The sequence below is a fragment of the Actinomadura bangladeshensis genome, assembly GCF_004348335.1.
In the GTDB taxonomy this organism is placed as follows: domain Bacteria; phylum Actinomycetota; class Actinomycetes; order Streptosporangiales; family Streptosporangiaceae; genus Spirillospora; species Spirillospora bangladeshensis.
Map to the genome: position 1 here is coordinate 1 of NZ_SMJW01000197.1, position 15,187 is coordinate 15,187.

19 protein-coding genes are annotated in these 15,187 nt (G+C 69.6%); 15 read left to right on the forward strand and 4 right to left on the reverse strand.

The window, feature by feature from the left end; genetic code table 11:
- The coding region (locus E1284_RS42665; RefSeq protein WP_207924022.1) for a hypothetical protein at positions 1 to 229 on the forward strand (229 nt) is incomplete at its 5' end.
- Here E1284_RS42665 and E1284_RS29575 read toward each other — a convergent pair.
- The gene (locus E1284_RS29575; RefSeq protein ID WP_243714823.1) at positions 215 to 832 is read right to left on the reverse strand and encodes a 3'-5' exonuclease family protein; all 618 of its coding nucleotides are present in this window, start codon (positions 830 to 832) and stop codon (positions 215 to 217) included. The two genes, E1284_RS42665 and E1284_RS29575, sit on opposite strands and share 15 nt — an antisense overlap.
- A gap of 473 nt (positions 833 to 1,305) precedes the next feature.
- On the opposite strand from E1284_RS29575, the gene E1284_RS29580 reads away from it, so the two are divergent.
- The 9 genes from E1284_RS29580 to E1284_RS29620 all read left to right on the forward strand — a co-directional run bounded on the left by E1284_RS29580 (position 1,306) and on the right by E1284_RS29620 (position 7,193).
- Positions 1,306 to 1,494 carry a hypothetical protein gene (locus E1284_RS29580; RefSeq protein WP_131943446.1) on the forward strand — a complete coding sequence of 63 codons (189 nt, stop codon included), beginning with the start codon at positions 1,306 to 1,308 and terminating at the stop codon, positions 1,492 to 1,494.
- Positions 1,495 to 2,174: 680 nt separating this feature from the next.
- Positions 2,175 to 3,071, forward strand: a complete 897-nt coding sequence (locus E1284_RS29585) for a hypothetical protein (RefSeq protein WP_131943447.1) — start codon at positions 2,175 to 2,177, stop codon at positions 3,069 to 3,071.
- Positions 3,072 to 3,119: 48 nt separating this feature from the next.
- Positions 3,120 to 3,602 carry a hypothetical protein gene (locus E1284_RS29590; protein ID WP_131943448.1) on the forward strand — a complete coding sequence of 161 codons (483 nt, stop codon included), beginning with the start codon at positions 3,120 to 3,122 and terminating at the stop codon, positions 3,600 to 3,602.
- 151 nt (positions 3,603 to 3,753) lie between these two features.
- A complete protein-coding gene (locus E1284_RS29595) occupies positions 3,754 to 4,068 on the forward strand; it encodes a cupin domain-containing protein (protein WP_131943449.1) in 315 nt (104 codons plus the stop codon).
- 8 nt (positions 4,069 to 4,076) lie between these two features.
- Positions 4,077 to 4,604 carry a GTP cyclohydrolase I gene (folE, locus tag E1284_RS29600; protein WP_165965474.1) on the forward strand — a complete coding sequence of 176 codons (528 nt, stop codon included), beginning with the start codon at positions 4,077 to 4,079 and terminating at the stop codon, positions 4,602 to 4,604.
- On the forward strand, positions 4,601 to 5,098 hold the full coding sequence (locus E1284_RS29605; protein WP_131943451.1) for a hypothetical protein: 498 nt from the start codon (positions 4,601 to 4,603) through the stop codon (positions 5,096 to 5,098). The genes folE and E1284_RS29605 overlap by 4 nt, the downstream gene beginning before the upstream one ends.
- Positions 5,098 to 5,694, forward strand: a complete 597-nt coding sequence (locus E1284_RS29610; protein WP_131943452.1) for a thiamine pyrophosphate-dependent enzyme — start codon at positions 5,098 to 5,100, stop codon at positions 5,692 to 5,694. The genes E1284_RS29605 and E1284_RS29610 overlap by 1 nt, the downstream gene beginning before the upstream one ends.
- Positions 5,695 to 5,722: 28 nt before the next feature.
- On the forward strand, positions 5,723 to 6,787 hold the full coding sequence (locus tag E1284_RS29615) for a phosphoribosyltransferase (RefSeq protein ID WP_131943453.1): 1,065 nt from the start codon (positions 5,723 to 5,725) through the stop codon (positions 6,785 to 6,787).
- Between the two features lies 1 nt (position 6,788).
- Complete coding sequence (locus E1284_RS29620) at positions 6,789 to 7,193, forward strand: NUDIX hydrolase (RefSeq protein ID WP_131943454.1); 405 nt, start codon at positions 6,789 to 6,791, stop codon at positions 7,191 to 7,193.
- A 21-nt stretch (positions 7,194 to 7,214) separates the two neighbouring features.
- On the opposite strand, the gene E1284_RS29625 is transcribed toward E1284_RS29620, so the two are convergent.
- The gene (locus E1284_RS29625; RefSeq protein ID WP_131943455.1) at positions 7,215 to 7,913 is read right to left on the reverse strand and encodes a Crp/Fnr family transcriptional regulator; all 699 of its coding nucleotides are present in this window, start codon (positions 7,911 to 7,913) and stop codon (positions 7,215 to 7,217) included.
- Between the two features lie 24 nt (positions 7,914 to 7,937).
- The gene (locus E1284_RS29630) at positions 7,938 to 8,315 is read right to left on the reverse strand and encodes a hypothetical protein (RefSeq protein ID WP_131943456.1); all 378 of its coding nucleotides are present in this window, start codon (positions 8,313 to 8,315) and stop codon (positions 7,938 to 7,940) included.
- Between the two features lie 294 nt (positions 8,316 to 8,609).
- Between E1284_RS29630 and E1284_RS29635 the strand changes: the two genes are divergently transcribed.
- The 5 genes from E1284_RS29635 (at position 8,610) to E1284_RS29650 (ending at position 14,063) form a co-directional block, all read left to right on the forward strand.
- Entirely contained in the window at positions 8,610 to 9,044 is a 435-nt protein-coding gene (locus E1284_RS29635; RefSeq protein WP_131943457.1) for an ATP-binding protein, read from the forward strand.
- Complete coding sequence (locus E1284_RS29640; RefSeq protein WP_131943458.1) at positions 9,041 to 9,598, forward strand: hypothetical protein; 558 nt, start codon at positions 9,041 to 9,043, stop codon at positions 9,596 to 9,598. The genes E1284_RS29635 and E1284_RS29640 overlap by 4 nt, the downstream gene beginning before the upstream one ends.
- 80 nt (positions 9,599 to 9,678) lie before the next feature.
- The gene (locus tag E1284_RS41880; RefSeq protein ID WP_165965475.1) at positions 9,679 to 9,819 is read left to right on the forward strand and encodes a hypothetical protein; all 141 of its coding nucleotides are present in this window, start codon (positions 9,679 to 9,681) and stop codon (positions 9,817 to 9,819) included.
- Positions 9,820 to 9,867: 48 nt separating this feature from the next.
- Positions 9,868 to 13,425 (forward strand): serine/threonine-protein kinase, encoded by a 3,558-nt coding sequence (locus E1284_RS29645; RefSeq protein WP_131943459.1) that lies wholly within the window; start codon positions 9,868 to 9,870, stop codon positions 13,423 to 13,425.
- 221 nt (positions 13,426 to 13,646) lie between these two features.
- Positions 13,647 to 14,063 carry an SRPBCC family protein gene (locus E1284_RS29650; RefSeq protein WP_131943460.1) on the forward strand — a complete coding sequence of 139 codons (417 nt, stop codon included), beginning with the start codon at positions 13,647 to 13,649 and terminating at the stop codon, positions 14,061 to 14,063.
- A 52-nt stretch (positions 14,064 to 14,115) separates the two neighbouring features.
- On the opposite strand, the gene E1284_RS29655 is transcribed toward E1284_RS29650, so the two are convergent.
- Positions 14,116 to 15,187: salicylate synthase (locus E1284_RS29655; protein WP_131943461.1), on the reverse strand; the 1,072-nt coding region annotated here is incomplete at its 5' end.

Below are 15,187 nucleotides of genomic sequence, written 5' to 3' on the forward strand. Positions count from 1 at the left end.
GGTCTTCGGCGGCCTCTGCTTCGGCCGGTGGATCCGGTTCTTCGGCTTCCTCTTCCTGGTCGCTGTCGGACTGTTCGGCGTCGGGTTCGGGCGGGAGCTCGCCGACCGCAGCCGCACCGATCGGCCCTCCGGACTCGTCCGGCCGTGGTTCCTCGGCTGCGAAGGTCAGCGACGCATCCGCGGGCTGAGCGAGGAAGTGGGCCGGCGAGAATCTTCACTCCGCCGATGAGGCGTCCGCACGGCTGCTGGGGCCGGTCCAGCGGAAGAGGTTGTGGAAGAGTTCGGCCTGCTCGATCGCGTCGTCCAGCGCGTTGTGGGTGTGCGGCCGGTCGGACAGCAGTTCGGCGGGCATCTGCCGTTTGGTCGAGCGGGTGACCATCGCGCCGGCCTTGGCCGCGTACAGGCTCTTGAGATCCAGGTGCCGGGAGTGGCCGAACGGGGATCCGGCATCGGCGAACCGCGTCCAGTACCAGTACAGGAACATCCAGTCGAAGCCGAGCGGGTAGGCCACCAGCACCGGCGAGGCGCCCGCTGCCGCGGTCACCCCGGCGACCCAGGCGGCGGCCGCGTTCATCGCCTCCGCCGGATCACGGCCCTCGGCGGCGAGGCGGTCACGGTCCAGGCCGCTGACGGCGAGCGACTCGGGGACGTAGGCGTCGCTGATCGGCTTCAGTTCGGCGTAGAACGTGGACTCGGCCGGGTCGTCCGGCGCGAACACCCGCCCGTCGAAGGTGCCGCACGCGGCCATGCCGAAGCTCAGCATGGAATACGGCCCCGGTATCGGCCCATCGGCCTCCACGTCCACCGAGACATAAAGCTCACGCTCGGGCACGGCCGCACCCCGCGTCGATCTGCCGGGCATTCGCATCGCCCTCGGCGTCCTCAGCCACTAGCTCCTGCATCATCGTCTCCCGGACACGACTCCTCGGCGGCGCTCCGGACTGCACCGGCCTCCCGCTCGATCAAGTGTCACGCATCCGGGGGAGCCTCGCCGCTGGTTTCTCAGCCGCGCGACGTGTGCCCGGCCCGGGACGGCCGTGGGCGGGGCGGCACTCGCTGAAGACCGTGTCAACGTCGGGTCCGGATTCGGCCTGCTCCGGATCGACGGGTCCGTGGCGACCACGGCGGACCCGACACGCAATACACCAGCACGTGTGGCGGCAGCCTGCCGTCCGACCGCTTGGGCATCGGGTCATGCTCGATCGCGCACCGGTCGATCGCGTACTTGCCCAGCGCGTCGCGATCCACGTCGGGTATGGGGACGAGTCCCTTCGTCTCCTTCGGGAGTGTCGCGAGGAGGCTCAAGTGTCAGTTCTGATCACGGTATTGACCCCTTTCAACCCATCTTCCGGCTCCACTGAGCCCTTTTTGCGCTGGCGCCTTGATCATTCGTACGGCCGGAATGCGCAGCTGCTCTGGAACCCCGCCACCGGTGGTGTGGTGCGTTATGCTCGCCTGAAGTCGACCGCACTGGATCCTGTGACCGGTCGTTGAGGTGGGGCGATGAGTACTTGTATTTCGCTCAGCGGAAGTGGCGGCGCGGCCAGGCTTGATCTCCGTTCGCGGTCGGGCCTGCGAAGGGAGCATGGGACGAGCGCGATCCGGCATCCCTGACCAGGTATTCGGGAGCTCTGATGGAATCCAATGGCGCGGGCGGCCATTCAACCGGATACGAACCTGTATATCTCCATTTTTTGGACAGTCAGCTAGTCAACTCCGTTGCACGGTTTCCGGGGACCGGGAACTTGGCGTCGGCCTTCGCTGCCGCCGTGGTGTTCCGAGGGGGGCCCTTCTACTGCTCGTTATCTGCCTTATGGGAGAGCCCGTTGGTCCGCCGCGGACCGCTGGCGGGACTCATCCGCGTCGCCGCTGAAACCGGATGGTTTCACGCCTACTCGAGCTGTGAATCAACGGAAGAGTTCATTCACTCCAGACATGAACTTTACTCCCATACCAGCGCACGCTATCCGATGTACTTCTCTGCGGCGGCTCAGCCCTCCTATACCCCCGACGTCAGGGTAAAACTGTCGGATACCAGCGGGGCCCTCCAGCAGGGAACCCTCGATCACCTTCACGGAACGCCCACCGGCTTGATACCCCGATCCAAGGTGCTGGATTCGCCTCGTGTCCAACGGAGGATCGAGCGGATACTGAAGAATCGAGGAAACCGGGCGATGACGGCGCCGCTGTTCGACGAACTGCGGACCATCGGGCAGGTGGGATACTCGGCGCAACAACATCTGACCAAAGTCATGTCGGCCCACTACCTGCATGACTATGTCTCCGCCGGTACGGGCGTAATTCTCACTGGCATCGACGGTTTATCGCTCTTTGAGGCGAGCTGCACCGGTGGATTCCCCGGCTCCGATGTACCGGTGCTCGGTGCACTGGCGAGGATCCTTAACATGAACGTTCCGTTTTCCCGCGAGACGCTGCGCTGGTGGTACCGACTCTTCGAGGCAAAACATGCTCCGCTGCACGCGGAGTTCGTCGGCCGGACGAGCATGCTCCTTCGGCGTTGCGCTGTGGCACCCGTGGCCGCTTCCCTGCCGGCGCGCCGTTCGGCGACCCTGGGGATCCTGCGCCGCTCCTTCTACGGTACAGCCGCTAATACCTCTCGTGCTGACCCGAACATCGACCTGGCAATGGCCCTCAACCGGCTGGAAAAAGCTGAACAGCGCGCCCAGAGAATTGGAGACACTGAGATGAGCGAGCGCACCACACCGGATGACGACCGGCCGCCGGCCATCGTGTTCCACGGCAACGTTAGCGGGTCGAGCTTCGTCCTCAGCGGACGCGACTCCAACATCGGGCGTGTCGACATCCAGGCTGAGCGAGTCCGAGACTTCACCGAACAGCTGCGGGCCAATGTCGACGAGGTCGCGAGGGAAAGCGGAGAAGGCGAGCGGGTGGCGCAGGAGCTGGCCACCGTCGAGGCCCACCTGAACGGGGCGGACGTGACCCCCGGACGAGCTCAGGCGTCACTCGAATACCTTCGAGCCGTCGTCCTCGGCGTTGCCGGCAACGCGGCGTTCACCGGGCTCGTAGAGCTGGCCCACCAGCTCACCTGACTGATCATCGGCGCTGCAGCCGCACAACGAGAAGTCCTACGGGGAATCATGAAGATATATGTCGCGGCTCGCTTCGAAGAACGCGAGAGGGTTCGGAACGCATACGAATCGCTGATGGGGCAGGGCCACGTGATAACCGAAGACTGGACGGTCCACGATGCCGCCAAGCCCTACCGGCGGAACCGGGAGCTCATATCAAAGTACGCCGTCCGGGATGTGGACGCGGTACGTGAGAGCGACGTTTTCGTATTTCTGACCAGCCCGGTCGTCGGCGGCGGCAGTTCGACGGAGTTCGGTGTGGCACTCAGCGCCAATCTGCTGTTCGGCCGCCCGCTCCTCTACGTCGTGGGGGAGTACACCGAGAACAACCTGTGCTTCTTTCATCCAGCCGTGCGAAGGCGCGAAGATCTCGATCAGGTCATGCGGGAACTCGCCGGCGCCTGGTACGACCCTGCTCTCCGCGGACTGGGCGGGGCGCTGGGCGCCATGTCCCAGGTGAGCGACCACCGAGGATCCCGACGTGACGCTTAAATAAGATCGACCGCGCCGTGTCAAGGGCGGTTCAGCGCCATAACCGGTCACCGGTATCCGTGGCCCCATGCGGCTCTACGCCTATCCAACGCGCCGGCATGCTGTGATACTGAGCGGCGAGTGGGGAACTCCGGCGGCAAGGTGAAGTCATATGTCCAACATCTCGGCAGCAGTAGGCAGCCACCTGGTCTATGAGGATTCCCGCGTGCGCGTGTGGACCCTTGAACTCGCGCCCGGGGAGGAGACGCCCGTCCATCAGCATGCCTGCGACTACGTCTACGTGGTGATCTCGGGCGGAAGCACTGAGACCCGCTATGCCGACGGTTCGCGGGACCCCCGCACCGACCACGTGGGAGAGTCCTTCAACCACCCGGCGGGCCAGCCGCACTCCTTGCTCAACAGCGGAACCGCCCGCTACCGCAACATCATCGTGGAGCTACTGGAAACCGGGGAACAGGGCGAGTAATGGACCACATGTTGCTGTCCTGGTTCGGTGAGGTATTCGGCAGCGAGTCCGAAGACTACAGGGCGCTGGCCGACGGGATCAAAGAGAATCCGGAACGAATCTCCCGAGCCTATCAGGACCTTCTCAGCGGCGCCCGGACCGATCCGCTGACACTGCTCAAACCGGTCCGGGACCTTGAGGCCGGCGAAGTACACGGGCTCGTCCAAGTCGGTGACATCCCGTTCGTCTCCATGTGTGCTCACCATTTCCTACCGTTCTTTGGCACCGCCACCGTCGCCTACCGGCCCGGAACGCGGATCATCGGGATCGGAAAGATTCCGCGCATGGTCGACTGCCTGGCCCGTCGTTTCCAACTCCAGGAGACGCTGACCGAGCTCATCGCCGGCACTCTGTTCCGCGGAGCGGACGCCGAAGGGGCCTGGGCAAGGCTGAACGCCCAGCACCTGTGCATGTCCCACCGGGGGCCTACCGCGATCACGGCCATGACGACCACGAGCCACGGTGTGGGAGTCCTCGCCGGGCACTCTGCCCCATGAGCGCGGAGGTCCTCTATCAGGCGCTGCTTTCGGCCGAGGTCGAACTCGCGATCGCGCTGCCCGACTCACTTCTCCATCCGCTGTGTGCGCTGACCGCCGACCGAGGTGAGATTCCCTACCTCCAGTGCTGCGACGAAGCCACCGCGATAGGGGTGGCGGCCGGGGCGACCCTGGCCGGTACGCGGACTCTCGTCCTCATGGAGAACTCGGGGTTGCGGCGAGCCTGTGAGACTCTCTCACGTTTTGTCCTGTCCCACCGGCTCCACGTGGCGATGCTCATCTCGCATCGCGGCGGATTCGGCGAGCCGAACTGGTGGGGTCTCGCGCACTCCGAAACGATGCCGCCGCTCCTGGAGATGCTGCGCATCAGAACCGAGTACATAACGCGGGACACCCACCTCGCGGACGCCCTGAGGAACGCCTACGCGATGTTACGGACCGGTCAGTGCTCGGTCGCTCTGGTCGCCGAACGCTCAGTCCTCGCGGCGAACTGATGGACAGCCCGGAATTCATCGGAGCCGTCCTCGCTCAGGCGAGCGACAGGTCGGTGGTCGTCGCGGCGCCGGGCAGGACGGGAGAGACCCTCTTTCAGCTCCGGCCGGCGGGCACCCTGTTCGTCGACAGCATGGGGGATGTCTGTGCCCTCGCCCTCGGGATCGCCATGGCAGCGCGCGACATCGATGTCTACGCGTTCGAGACCGATGGCGGCATCCTGATGAATTTGTCGGTGCTGCCCACCCTCGGCTGCCGGCTGCCCGAACTCGGCAATCTCCAAGTCGCGATAGTCGACAACCGCATCTACGAATCGTCCGGCGGTATGCCCAGCCGTGACTGCCCGCTCGAATGGGAGACGCTCTTCAGCGCCTTCCATCTGCGAGCCGAAGTCTGCTGCGACCTCGAGGCCACTACCTCCGCCATCACGGGCCGAGCCGGCACGCAGCGACCGGTCCTGATCGGCCTAGTGACCAACGACGACCCCGTCCCGGCCCCCGGCAAAACCGTTGACGGAGTGGAGTCCTCCTATCTCGTCGAAGCGGAACTGGCCCGCCTGCGGGGAACCGGACGCCGCCGGCCCGCCGAGAAATCCTGATGTCCCGCGTGACCGACACGGAGGCCAAATGAGCGTTCTGGAGCGGCTTGCGGTCAACGAAACGGCGACCTGCTACGGCCGTGGTCGCGACGCGGGGCCGGTGCGGACACTGGTCGTCTCGACGGAGGCGTCCAGGAGGCTCCTGACGAGCCCCGCCCTCGTCGGCGGCCCGTACCGCGATCTGCTCGCCACCGCCGTGTCCCAGGCCGTCGCCATCGCGGCGAGCGCGGACGCACGGCTGGCCACCGCGATGACCGATTCGCCGGCGGACGTCCTCGTCATCCTGCGCGGCGGGCTGACCTTCGCGCTGACCGAGGTCCTCGGGACTCCCGGAAGGCCCCCGACCGTGAGCTTCATCGGGACTGACCGCGGCCAGGGCGGCGCGACCACCGTGTGTTACGAGCGCTGGGAGGCCGCGCACGGATTCCTCGCCCTCGGCGACATCGTGGCCACCGGCGGCACCGCCCGGGTCGCCCTTGAGGCGGCGCGCGGCTGGTACGCGGGGCGGGATGCGCCGCGGCACGTACTGGTCGTGTCCGTCGCCGCCGCCCCTGGCCTCGAGGCGATGCGGCGCTCACTGGCCGAACTTCAGCGCGATGGTGCCGGTACGGCGACCATTGTCGCCCTGGAGGCCGCCTTCGGCCTGCCCGCTGAGCCGTTCCCCGGAATTCCGCAGGACCACTATGACTTCCTGCGCTCCGGGTACCGGCCGACGCCCGAATTCGAGCTGGCCAGGCTGGCGGAAGGTGGCAGTCTCTTCGAGAAGTGCGCGGTCTACGACGGCGGCCTCCGTGCCTTCAGCCCGGACGTCCACTTGCGGGGTAGAGCCGACTGGTGGCGGCAACTGTCGCAGAACGAGGACCTCAGCCTATACGACCTTGGACGGGCGGTGGCCGGGTTGGACGAATTCGACCGGCCCTATGCGGCGTGGCTGTCCAGCCTTCACTATCATGCGGACGCCACCACGCTCCAGCGGATATACGAACTCGGCAGAATTGCCGTTGAGCTGGCGCGAGGCACGTCCGTGCGGCAGTATGGCACAGCGGCCATTGCGCCGTCCGCCGAGAACGCCCAGAATACGAAGGGCAGATGATATGACCGTATCGCGCACTATCGACAAGGTTGCGTGGATCCATACCGAGAATCGCCGGATTCTCAGTACTCGGTCGCAGGGAAAGACGCGCTATTACATTCCCGGCGGGAAGCGGGAGGGTGACGAGAGCGACCTGGAAACGCTGGCGCGAGAGATTCGCGAAGAACTGAGCGTCGACCTGCAGGTCGACGAGGCGAATTTCCTGGGCATTTTCGAGGCTCAGGCCGACTCCCACCCCGAAGGGATCTCGGTGATCATGAGGTGCTATGAATGCCCCTACGACGGCGAGATCAAGGCGGATTCGGAGATCGCCGAGGTCGTATGGCTGGACTATGCGGACCGGTGGCGATCGTCCCCGGTGGACCAAATCATCTTCGACTGGCTCCAGCAGTGCGGCCGGCTCTGATCGGAAAGTCCACAGATACTGTCAGAAATCACCAGCCTGAGCGATCCTCCGGATCTCGCGCATGTCGATGATCGTGAAGCTGCGCCGCCCGGTACGGAGCACGTTCCGGTTGCGCAACTGCACGAGTTCGTGGGCGACGGCGTCCCGAGAAGCCCAGATGCACGCCGATATCTCATCCTGCGACAGCAGCCGGACGGTGATGAGTCCGTCGGTCGACCTCTCGCCGTGCCGAGTCGCCAGGTCGAGTAGCAGCCGGGCGAGTGCCTGCCGCACACCGATCCGGCCGAACTCCCGCGCGTTTCTATTTGCCTCACGCAGCCGGTAGGCAAGGACCAAGTACAGTGCGCGCCACGCGTTGGGGTGATCGTCCAGAAATCTTGTGAACGCGGTCGCCGGTACGACGAGCGCCTGCAACCGGTTCATCAGGGTCTTCACCATGGCGGAACGGCGGGGGTCGGCGAGCATTACCTCCATCTCGCCCAGAATGTCGCCTGGCCCTCGGATCGCGAGTATCACCTCACGACCTTCCGAGTCATTGCAGGCTATCTTCACCCAGCCCTGGAGCAGAATGAGGACGTGGCTGGACGGCTCGTCCTCGTGAAGGAGCACCGAGTCGGCATCGAAAGTCCTCTTACGGCCGAGCAAGAGGAGGGCTTGCCGCTCGTCCTCCTCCAGGTAGTCCCAGAATCCGATCCACCAGCCTGGCGTCTCGCCGCTCATCCGCCTCTCCCCAGAAGCCGGAGATCAATAGATCTCATCGAACGTGCAGAGCACGAACCACAGGGCGAGAGCCGTGGTCCCGAGCTTGTGGCATCTGCCGATCCACTGCCGTCGTCGTGTGTTGCCCGGGAGCCACCCCTGCTGCAAGAGTATGACGGCGACGAATGCCAGGACGGCCACGGAAGCGGCCGCGCGGAGGAGCGACTGAGCCGCCTCTCCGATAAGCGCGTGTGTGCTCAGGCCACCGTCGATGATTTCGAGGGTAGCAGGAAGCAGTTGGACCATTGTGGGGAAGGCGTAACGCATCCGCGGTTCCGATGCTGCGGCCTCATGATCGGCACCGTCGGTGTGGTCTCGATGACTCACATGCGGGGTTCCGGCTCGGGCTTCGTGATCGCTCATGCATACATGAGACATCGGCTTCCCGGACTATTCGACGGCGCCGCTCATGCTCGAAGCCTGTTTTCGACGGGCAGCCGAACGTGCTATTGGGCATCCTCACCATTGCTGTTGCGGGGATCCGATGAACGTTCGGGTTCTGAGTGTGCGCGCCGCACACGTTCGGAACGGTCGGCGCTCCGCGCGTGGGCGTGCGAATCAGCGGGCTGAGGTGGGATTTCCTGCGCCTTCGCCAGTGCGTGGTGTGACTATGAACACGCACGATGACGAACCGGCCACAACGCGTTGAGGAACCCCATGCCGTACCCGATACCCGCCACGTCCGTCCCCGCGAGCGCGCTTCGCTGGCGCCGCGCCTTCCCGGGCGAACCCGTCCAGGCCCGGGCCGCCCGCCGATTCACCGCGATGCTCCTGGACGGCTGCCCGCTGCTGGACGATGTGCTCCTCGCGGTGGACGAACTCGTGGTGAACGCCCTGCGGCACACCAAGTCGGGCCAGCCCGGCGGGACCTTCACCGTCGAGATCACCCGCTGGGACGGCGCCGTGGCCGTCGCCGTCACCGACGAGGGCGCCCCGTCCGAGCCCGTGGTGACCGACGCCGCCGACGACGCCGAGTCCGGGCGCGGGCTGCGGACCGTGTCCCTCATGGCCGCCGGCTGGGGCTGGTTCGGCAACGACCGGTCCCGCACCGTCGCCGCCGTCTTCGGCGCGTCCCTGGGCGAGGCGGCATGAGCGGCCACGACCTGCGGGAATGGACCACCGCGCAATTCCGGTCCGCGATGACCGCCGCCATGCGGGCCGACCCGCACGCCCTGGACCGGCTCGCCCGCGCGAACGCCGCCCTCGACCCGCACAGCGCGGCGTTCCTGCGCACCGCCCGCATGCTGACGCTGGCGACGTCCGCGGCGCTGACCACCGTCCTCACCGTCCACCGGCCCGGGCGCGACCGGCGGGAGCGGCTCGTCTGCGCGGCCTGCGGGGTCGGCCACTGCCAGACGCTCCGCGCGATCTCCGACGCCCTCGCCGCCTACGGCCTGCAGAGCGACCCGGTCGACCGCGCGGAAGCCTGGCGCCGCGCCGACGCCTGGTACGCCCGGACGGCGTCCCGCCCCGTCCCGCTGTCCATCGAAGCCTTCGACGAGGGCTTCATCGCCCGTTCCGCCGAGGAGGCGTTCGACGGAGTCCTCGTCGTCGACCGCCACACCGGCGCCCTCACCCAGTGGCCCCCGCTCGCCACCGACGCCCTCGCGTCCCAGTACCGCCATTACCTACGCGGCACTTTGTGACGTCCGGCCGGACGGGCCGCCCCGGACGGCTTGCGTGAAGCGGCATACTTGACCGGACGTTTCGCGAGTTGAGAGAGCCGATGACGACGCTGCCGCGCGAACTGATCGACGTCCCGGAGCGGGTGCACGCCGGGTGTCTGGTGCTGAAGTTGACCGCCGGGATTGCCGACCTCGATCACGCCGCCCGCGTGCTCACCGAGCCGAATCGCTTCTCACAGTGATCGCTCCGGCCGGCGCCCGTCCGTCGCGACCCGGCGGCTGAGGCCGTGGTGGCGGGGCAGGAGTGGGCGCCCGGTGAGGTCGTGCTGGGCCTGTACGAGGTGCTCGGCGTGGTGCACAGCGGCGGCATGGGCGTGGTGCACCGGGTGCGTCACCGCGGCTGGCAGGTGGACATGGCCGTGAAGACGCCGCGTCCGATGTACGTCCGGAATCCGGAGGACCGGCGCCTGTTCGAGGCCGAGGCCGGCACTTGGGTGGACCTCGGGCTGCATCCGCACACGGTCGGATGCGCCTACGTCCGCACGATCGACGATCTGCCCCGGGTGTTCGCCGAGTGGGTCGACGGCGGCAGCCTGGCCCAGGCGGTCGACGGCGGGCAGCTCTACGAGGGCGGGCCCGAGGCGGTGCTCGCGCGCATCCTCGACATCGCCGTGCAGACGGCGTGGGGGCTCGCGCACGCGCACGAGGCCGGGCTCGTCCACCAGGACGTCAAGTCGGCGAACGTGATGCTGGAGCCGGACGGCACCGCCAAGGTGACCGATTTCGGCCTGGCCAGGGCGCGAAGCGCGAGCGAGATCGGCGAGGCGCCGCCGTCCGGCCTTCCGGCGACGGTCAGCTTCGGCGGGATGACGCGCGCCTACTGCTCCCCGGAGCAGGCGGCCGCGGCCGCGGGGGACCGGGGCGTCCGGCTCACGGCGGCGACCGACGTGTGGTCGTGGGCGGTGACCGTGCTGGAGATGTTCGCCGGGCGGCCGCCGGCGCGCCGCGGCCAGGCCGCCGGGGAGGCGATGGAGGCGCTCCTGCGCGGCGGCGGCGCGCGGGTGCCGGTCCCGCCGGCGGTGGCGGCCCTGCTGCGGCAGTGCTTCGACGTGGACCCGGCGGCGCGGCCGGACGGTTTCGGGGAACTCGCCGCCGCGCTCGCCGAGCTGTACCGCGAGATCCTCGGCGTCCCCTACGGGCGGCCGGTGCCCAGGGCTGCGCGGCTGCTGTCGGACGGCCTGTCGAACCACGCGCTGTCGCTCCTCGACCTCGGCCGGACCGAGGAGGCCGAGGAGCTGTGGCGGCGGGCGCTCGGCACCGACCCGTACCACCTGCCGTCGGTCTACAACTTCGGCCTGTACCGGTGGCGGGCGGCGCAGGAGACCGGTGAGGAACTCGTCGCGGACCTCGAGGCCGCGGTCGCCGCGGGCGGCGGGGCCGCACACGGCGCCTTCCTCCTCGGCGCCGTCCAGCTCGAGCGGCACGAGGACGAGCGCGCCGGGGAACTGCTGCGCGAGGCGGTCGCCGCCGACCCCGCCTCGGCGGACGCCGCCGAGGCGCTGGCCGAATGGGAGCGCCGCCCGCCCCGGGTCCGTGCGGACTTCGACGGTCACAAGGGCAAGGACGTGTCGGCGGTCGCGGTGAGCGCGGACGGCGGCCTCGTCCTGTCCGGTGACCGCGCGGGCAGGCTGCTGCTGTGGGAGCCGGGCCGGAGCCGGCCGCGGCGCACCCTGACGAGGAGCGGGGAGAGGGTCGACGGCCTCGCGATGGACGCCGCCGGCGCGCTCGGGGCCGCCGTCCGGGGCGGCGTCGTCGAACTGTGGGACCTCGGGCGCGGCCGCCGGCTGCCGAGCCCGCCGCAGCATGCCGGGGCCGTCGTCGTGGCGGTGAGCGGGGACGGCCGCTACGTCGCGGCAGGGTACCGGCGCGGTCTGATCCGGGTCTGGGAGGCCGGCGGGGGACGGGTCGTCGCGACCGTCCAAGGCCATACCGGATCGGTCACCTCGCTGGCGCTGAGCGAGGACGGCCGCAGGGCCCTGTCCGCCTCGTTCGGCGGGGAGCACGACTGCACGGTCCGCGCCTGGGACGTGCCGGGCGGGACCTGCGCCGCCACGCTCATCGGCCCCGCCAGAGGGACGCTGCACGGCAGGCCCGTCCACAGCAGCCCGATGGATACCGGAGCGGTGTCGCCCGATGCCCGGTACGCCGTGGCGGCCTGGTCGCAGGGGCCGCTCACGGTGTGGGACGCGCGGCGCGGCGCCGTGGTCAGCGAGGTGCCGCACGCGTGGCGGTTCGTGGAGTCCATGGCCCTCGCCACGGCGGCGCGCACCGTCCTGACCTCGGCGGACAGCGGCACCGAAGTCCAGGCATGGGACGCCTCGACGGGGCGCTGCCTGCGCGTGCTCGACCGGGACCTGCCGCCCGGCGCCCACTGGGTGGAGGCCCTCGGCGTCAGCGCCGACGGCGGGGTGGCGGTGCTGGGCCTGCCCGGCGGCCGCGTCGCGGTCCGGCCGGTGCCGACCGGCGAGTACCGGGCGCCCTGGTGCTACGCGCGCCCGCGCGCCGCGGGCGAGCTCACCCGGGCGGACGAGGTGTTCCGCGAGCTGATGGAGCGCGCGGACGAACTCGCGGCCCAGGGCCGGTATCCGGCCGCGGCGGAGGCGCTGCGGACCGCCCAGGGGATGCCCGGCTTCGACCGCCACCCGGCGCTGCGGTCGGCGTGGGCGAGGGTGGGGGAGCACGGTCGCAGGTCCACCCTGCTCAGCGCGTCGCCGCTGTACTTCTACGACGCGGACCAGGTGTTCACGCAGCCGCCGACCGCCGCCCTGCGGGAGGACGGCCGCGTCGCGGCGACCGGGCGATGGACCGGCGAAGTGGACGTCTGGGACGTCGCCGCAGGGGAGCGGTGGCACACGTTCGACCCCGGCGAGGGCGGCAGCGCGAGGGACATCCGGTTCGCGGTGAACGGGATGCTGCTGCTGGTGCTGACGTCCGCGGGGACGATCCGGCAGCTGAGCCTGGAGACCGGCGGCAAGCGCCTGTTCACCGACGAGACGGGCGCGCTCACCGCCTTCGCGGTCAACCCGGCCGGCGACCGGATCCTGATCGGCGACGTGACCGGCACCCTCCGCCTGCGCGACCTGCCGGCGGGCCGCATCCTGCACACGTGGCGGGCGCACGGCGGCAGGGTCCGCGCGGTGGCGTTGAGCCGCGACGGCCGATACGCGGCCACGCTCGGAGCCACGCGACCGGAGGCGGACCGCTCGCCCGTCTCCGCCGACGAGAACGAGGTCCAGCTGTGGCGGCCGGGCGCGGACCGTCCCGCGTGGACACTGCCGGGGCCCGTCTCCATGGACACGCGGCTGGACTTCAGCGCGGACGGCCGCACCCTGTTCGTCTCCCAGAGCCTGTCCGTCGCCGCGTGGGACGTGGGCACCGGTGAGTTCCGGTACGCCGTCCGCGGCCAGGCCGCACGGACCTCCGACGAGACCGACGTCGCCTTCGGCGGCGACGGCCGGCTGGCCGCGACGCCCGACCGGGAGTCGCTGCGGGTGTGGGAGACCGCGACCGGCGAGGTCGTCCGCACGCTGGCGGTGCCCGGCACACCGAACGCGTTCGCCCTCAGCGCCGACGGCTCGTTCGCGGTCACCGGCACGGACCGCCTGCTGCAGATCTGGGACGTCCGCTCCGGGCGCTGCCTGCGCACACTCGAAGGCCACCGCACGCGGCTCCACCGCGCGCTGCTGAGCCGGGACGGCACCATGCTCCTCACCACCGACCTGGGGTCGGGCATGTGGGTCTGGGAGATGGCCTGGGGCTTCGACTTCCCGCCAGAGCCCGGTACCTGAACGGCGGCCATACGGGTGTGCGCCGCCGTGGCGGGCCGTCCTCGGGCGAATGTCCGAGGCGGTTGGTAGAACGACCCGGGCAGATCGTCACCGAGGTGTGCCGGCGGCCGGAGAACGGGCCGGGAGATTTGGTCACGGTTCTTGACCGTCACGAATCATTACTATATTGTCGTTCGCAGTTGATCCCGCGACCGGCGGGGATCGGACGAAGGAGACACGTCATGGGCAGCACCGGCTTCGACTACGCCATCACCCGCACCCTGGACGCGCCGGTCGGCGAGGTCTGGGACGCCTGGACCAACGCCGACGCCTACGCCAAGTGGGCCAGCGCCGAGGACGTCGTCCTGGACGTCCGCCCCGGCGGCGCGTGGAGCTCGGTCATGGTCATCCCCGGCGGCGTCCGCGTCCCGCTGACCGGCACCTACACCGAGGTCGTCCCGAACGAGCGGCTGGTGATGGGCATGGACGTCCCCGGCGCCGACGAGCCCGTCCTGATGACGCTCGCCCTGGCCGCCGACGGCGACCGCACCGAGATCACCCTCTCCCAGACCTTCGACTCCGCCGAGGAGCGCGACCAGGCCGAGCAGGGCAGCGCCATGCTCCTCGACGGCCTCACCGCCTTCCTCGCCGCGGCCTGAACCCGGCCCCCGGAACGCGGAACCCGTGCGCACGGCCCGCCGGGCGGTGGAATCAGGCGAGGGGGACGACGTAGGGGGCGATGCTGGAGAGCTTCTCGCAGGTCTCCTCGTATTCGCGGGCGGGGGCGGAGGCGCCGACGATGCCGGCGCCGGCGCGGAGCCAGGCGCGGCCGTTCTCGCTGTAGAGGGCGCGCAGGACGAGCGCGGAGTCGAGGGAGCCGTCGTGGGAGGCGGCCACCACGGCGCCGGAGTACAGGCCGCGGCGGTTCTCGAGGCGGGTGATGGCCTCGATCGCCTCCGGCTTCGGGACGCCGGACGCGGTCACGCCGGGGAAGAGGGCGTCCAGGGCGTCCCAGGGGGAGCGGTCCGGGGCGAGGACGCCGACGGCGCGGGAGCCGAGGTGCTGGACGCTGCCCCGCTCCTTCACGGTCATGAAGTCGGTGACCTGGACGGTGCCCGGGTCACAGACGCGGTGCAGCTCCTCCAGGGCCGTGCGCACCGAGACGGCGTGCTCGAAGACCTCCTTCGGGTCGTTCTCCAGTTCGCGGCGGCTGCGCGCGTCGGTCTCGGCGCCGGCGCCGAACGCGCGGGTGCCGGCGAGGGGCTGGGTCATGACGCGGCCGTCCGCGTCCACCGTCGCGAGGACTTCCGGGCTGAACCCGGTGGCCCGGAGGCCGCCGAGGTCGAGCAGGAACGAGCGGGCGGGGGTGTTGGCCTCGCGTCCGCGCGCGTAGGTCGCGATGACGTCGACCGGATGCGGGATGTCCAGCCGGCGGGACACGATGACCTTCTGGTAGCGGCCCTCGTGGATCTCGGCGACGGCTTCGGCGACCTTGGCGCGGTAGGCGTCGCCGTCCACCCGGACATCGACGGGCGAGGGCGTTCCGGCGACCGGGGCCGCCTCGGCGAGGAGTCCGGCCACCCGGTCGGCGTCCGGGCCGCCGATGTGCGCGCGGCCCTCGGCGATGCGGACCTCGGTGCGCGGGACGACCAGGTGCGCGAGCCGGCCGGTGGGGCGGGCGGCGGCGAACTCGAAGGCGATCCAGCCGTAGGCGTTCCAGGCGGGCAGCGGTGCCTCGGCGAACGCGTCGCGGAGCGCGTCGGCCGGGCGCCCCGACCAGGGG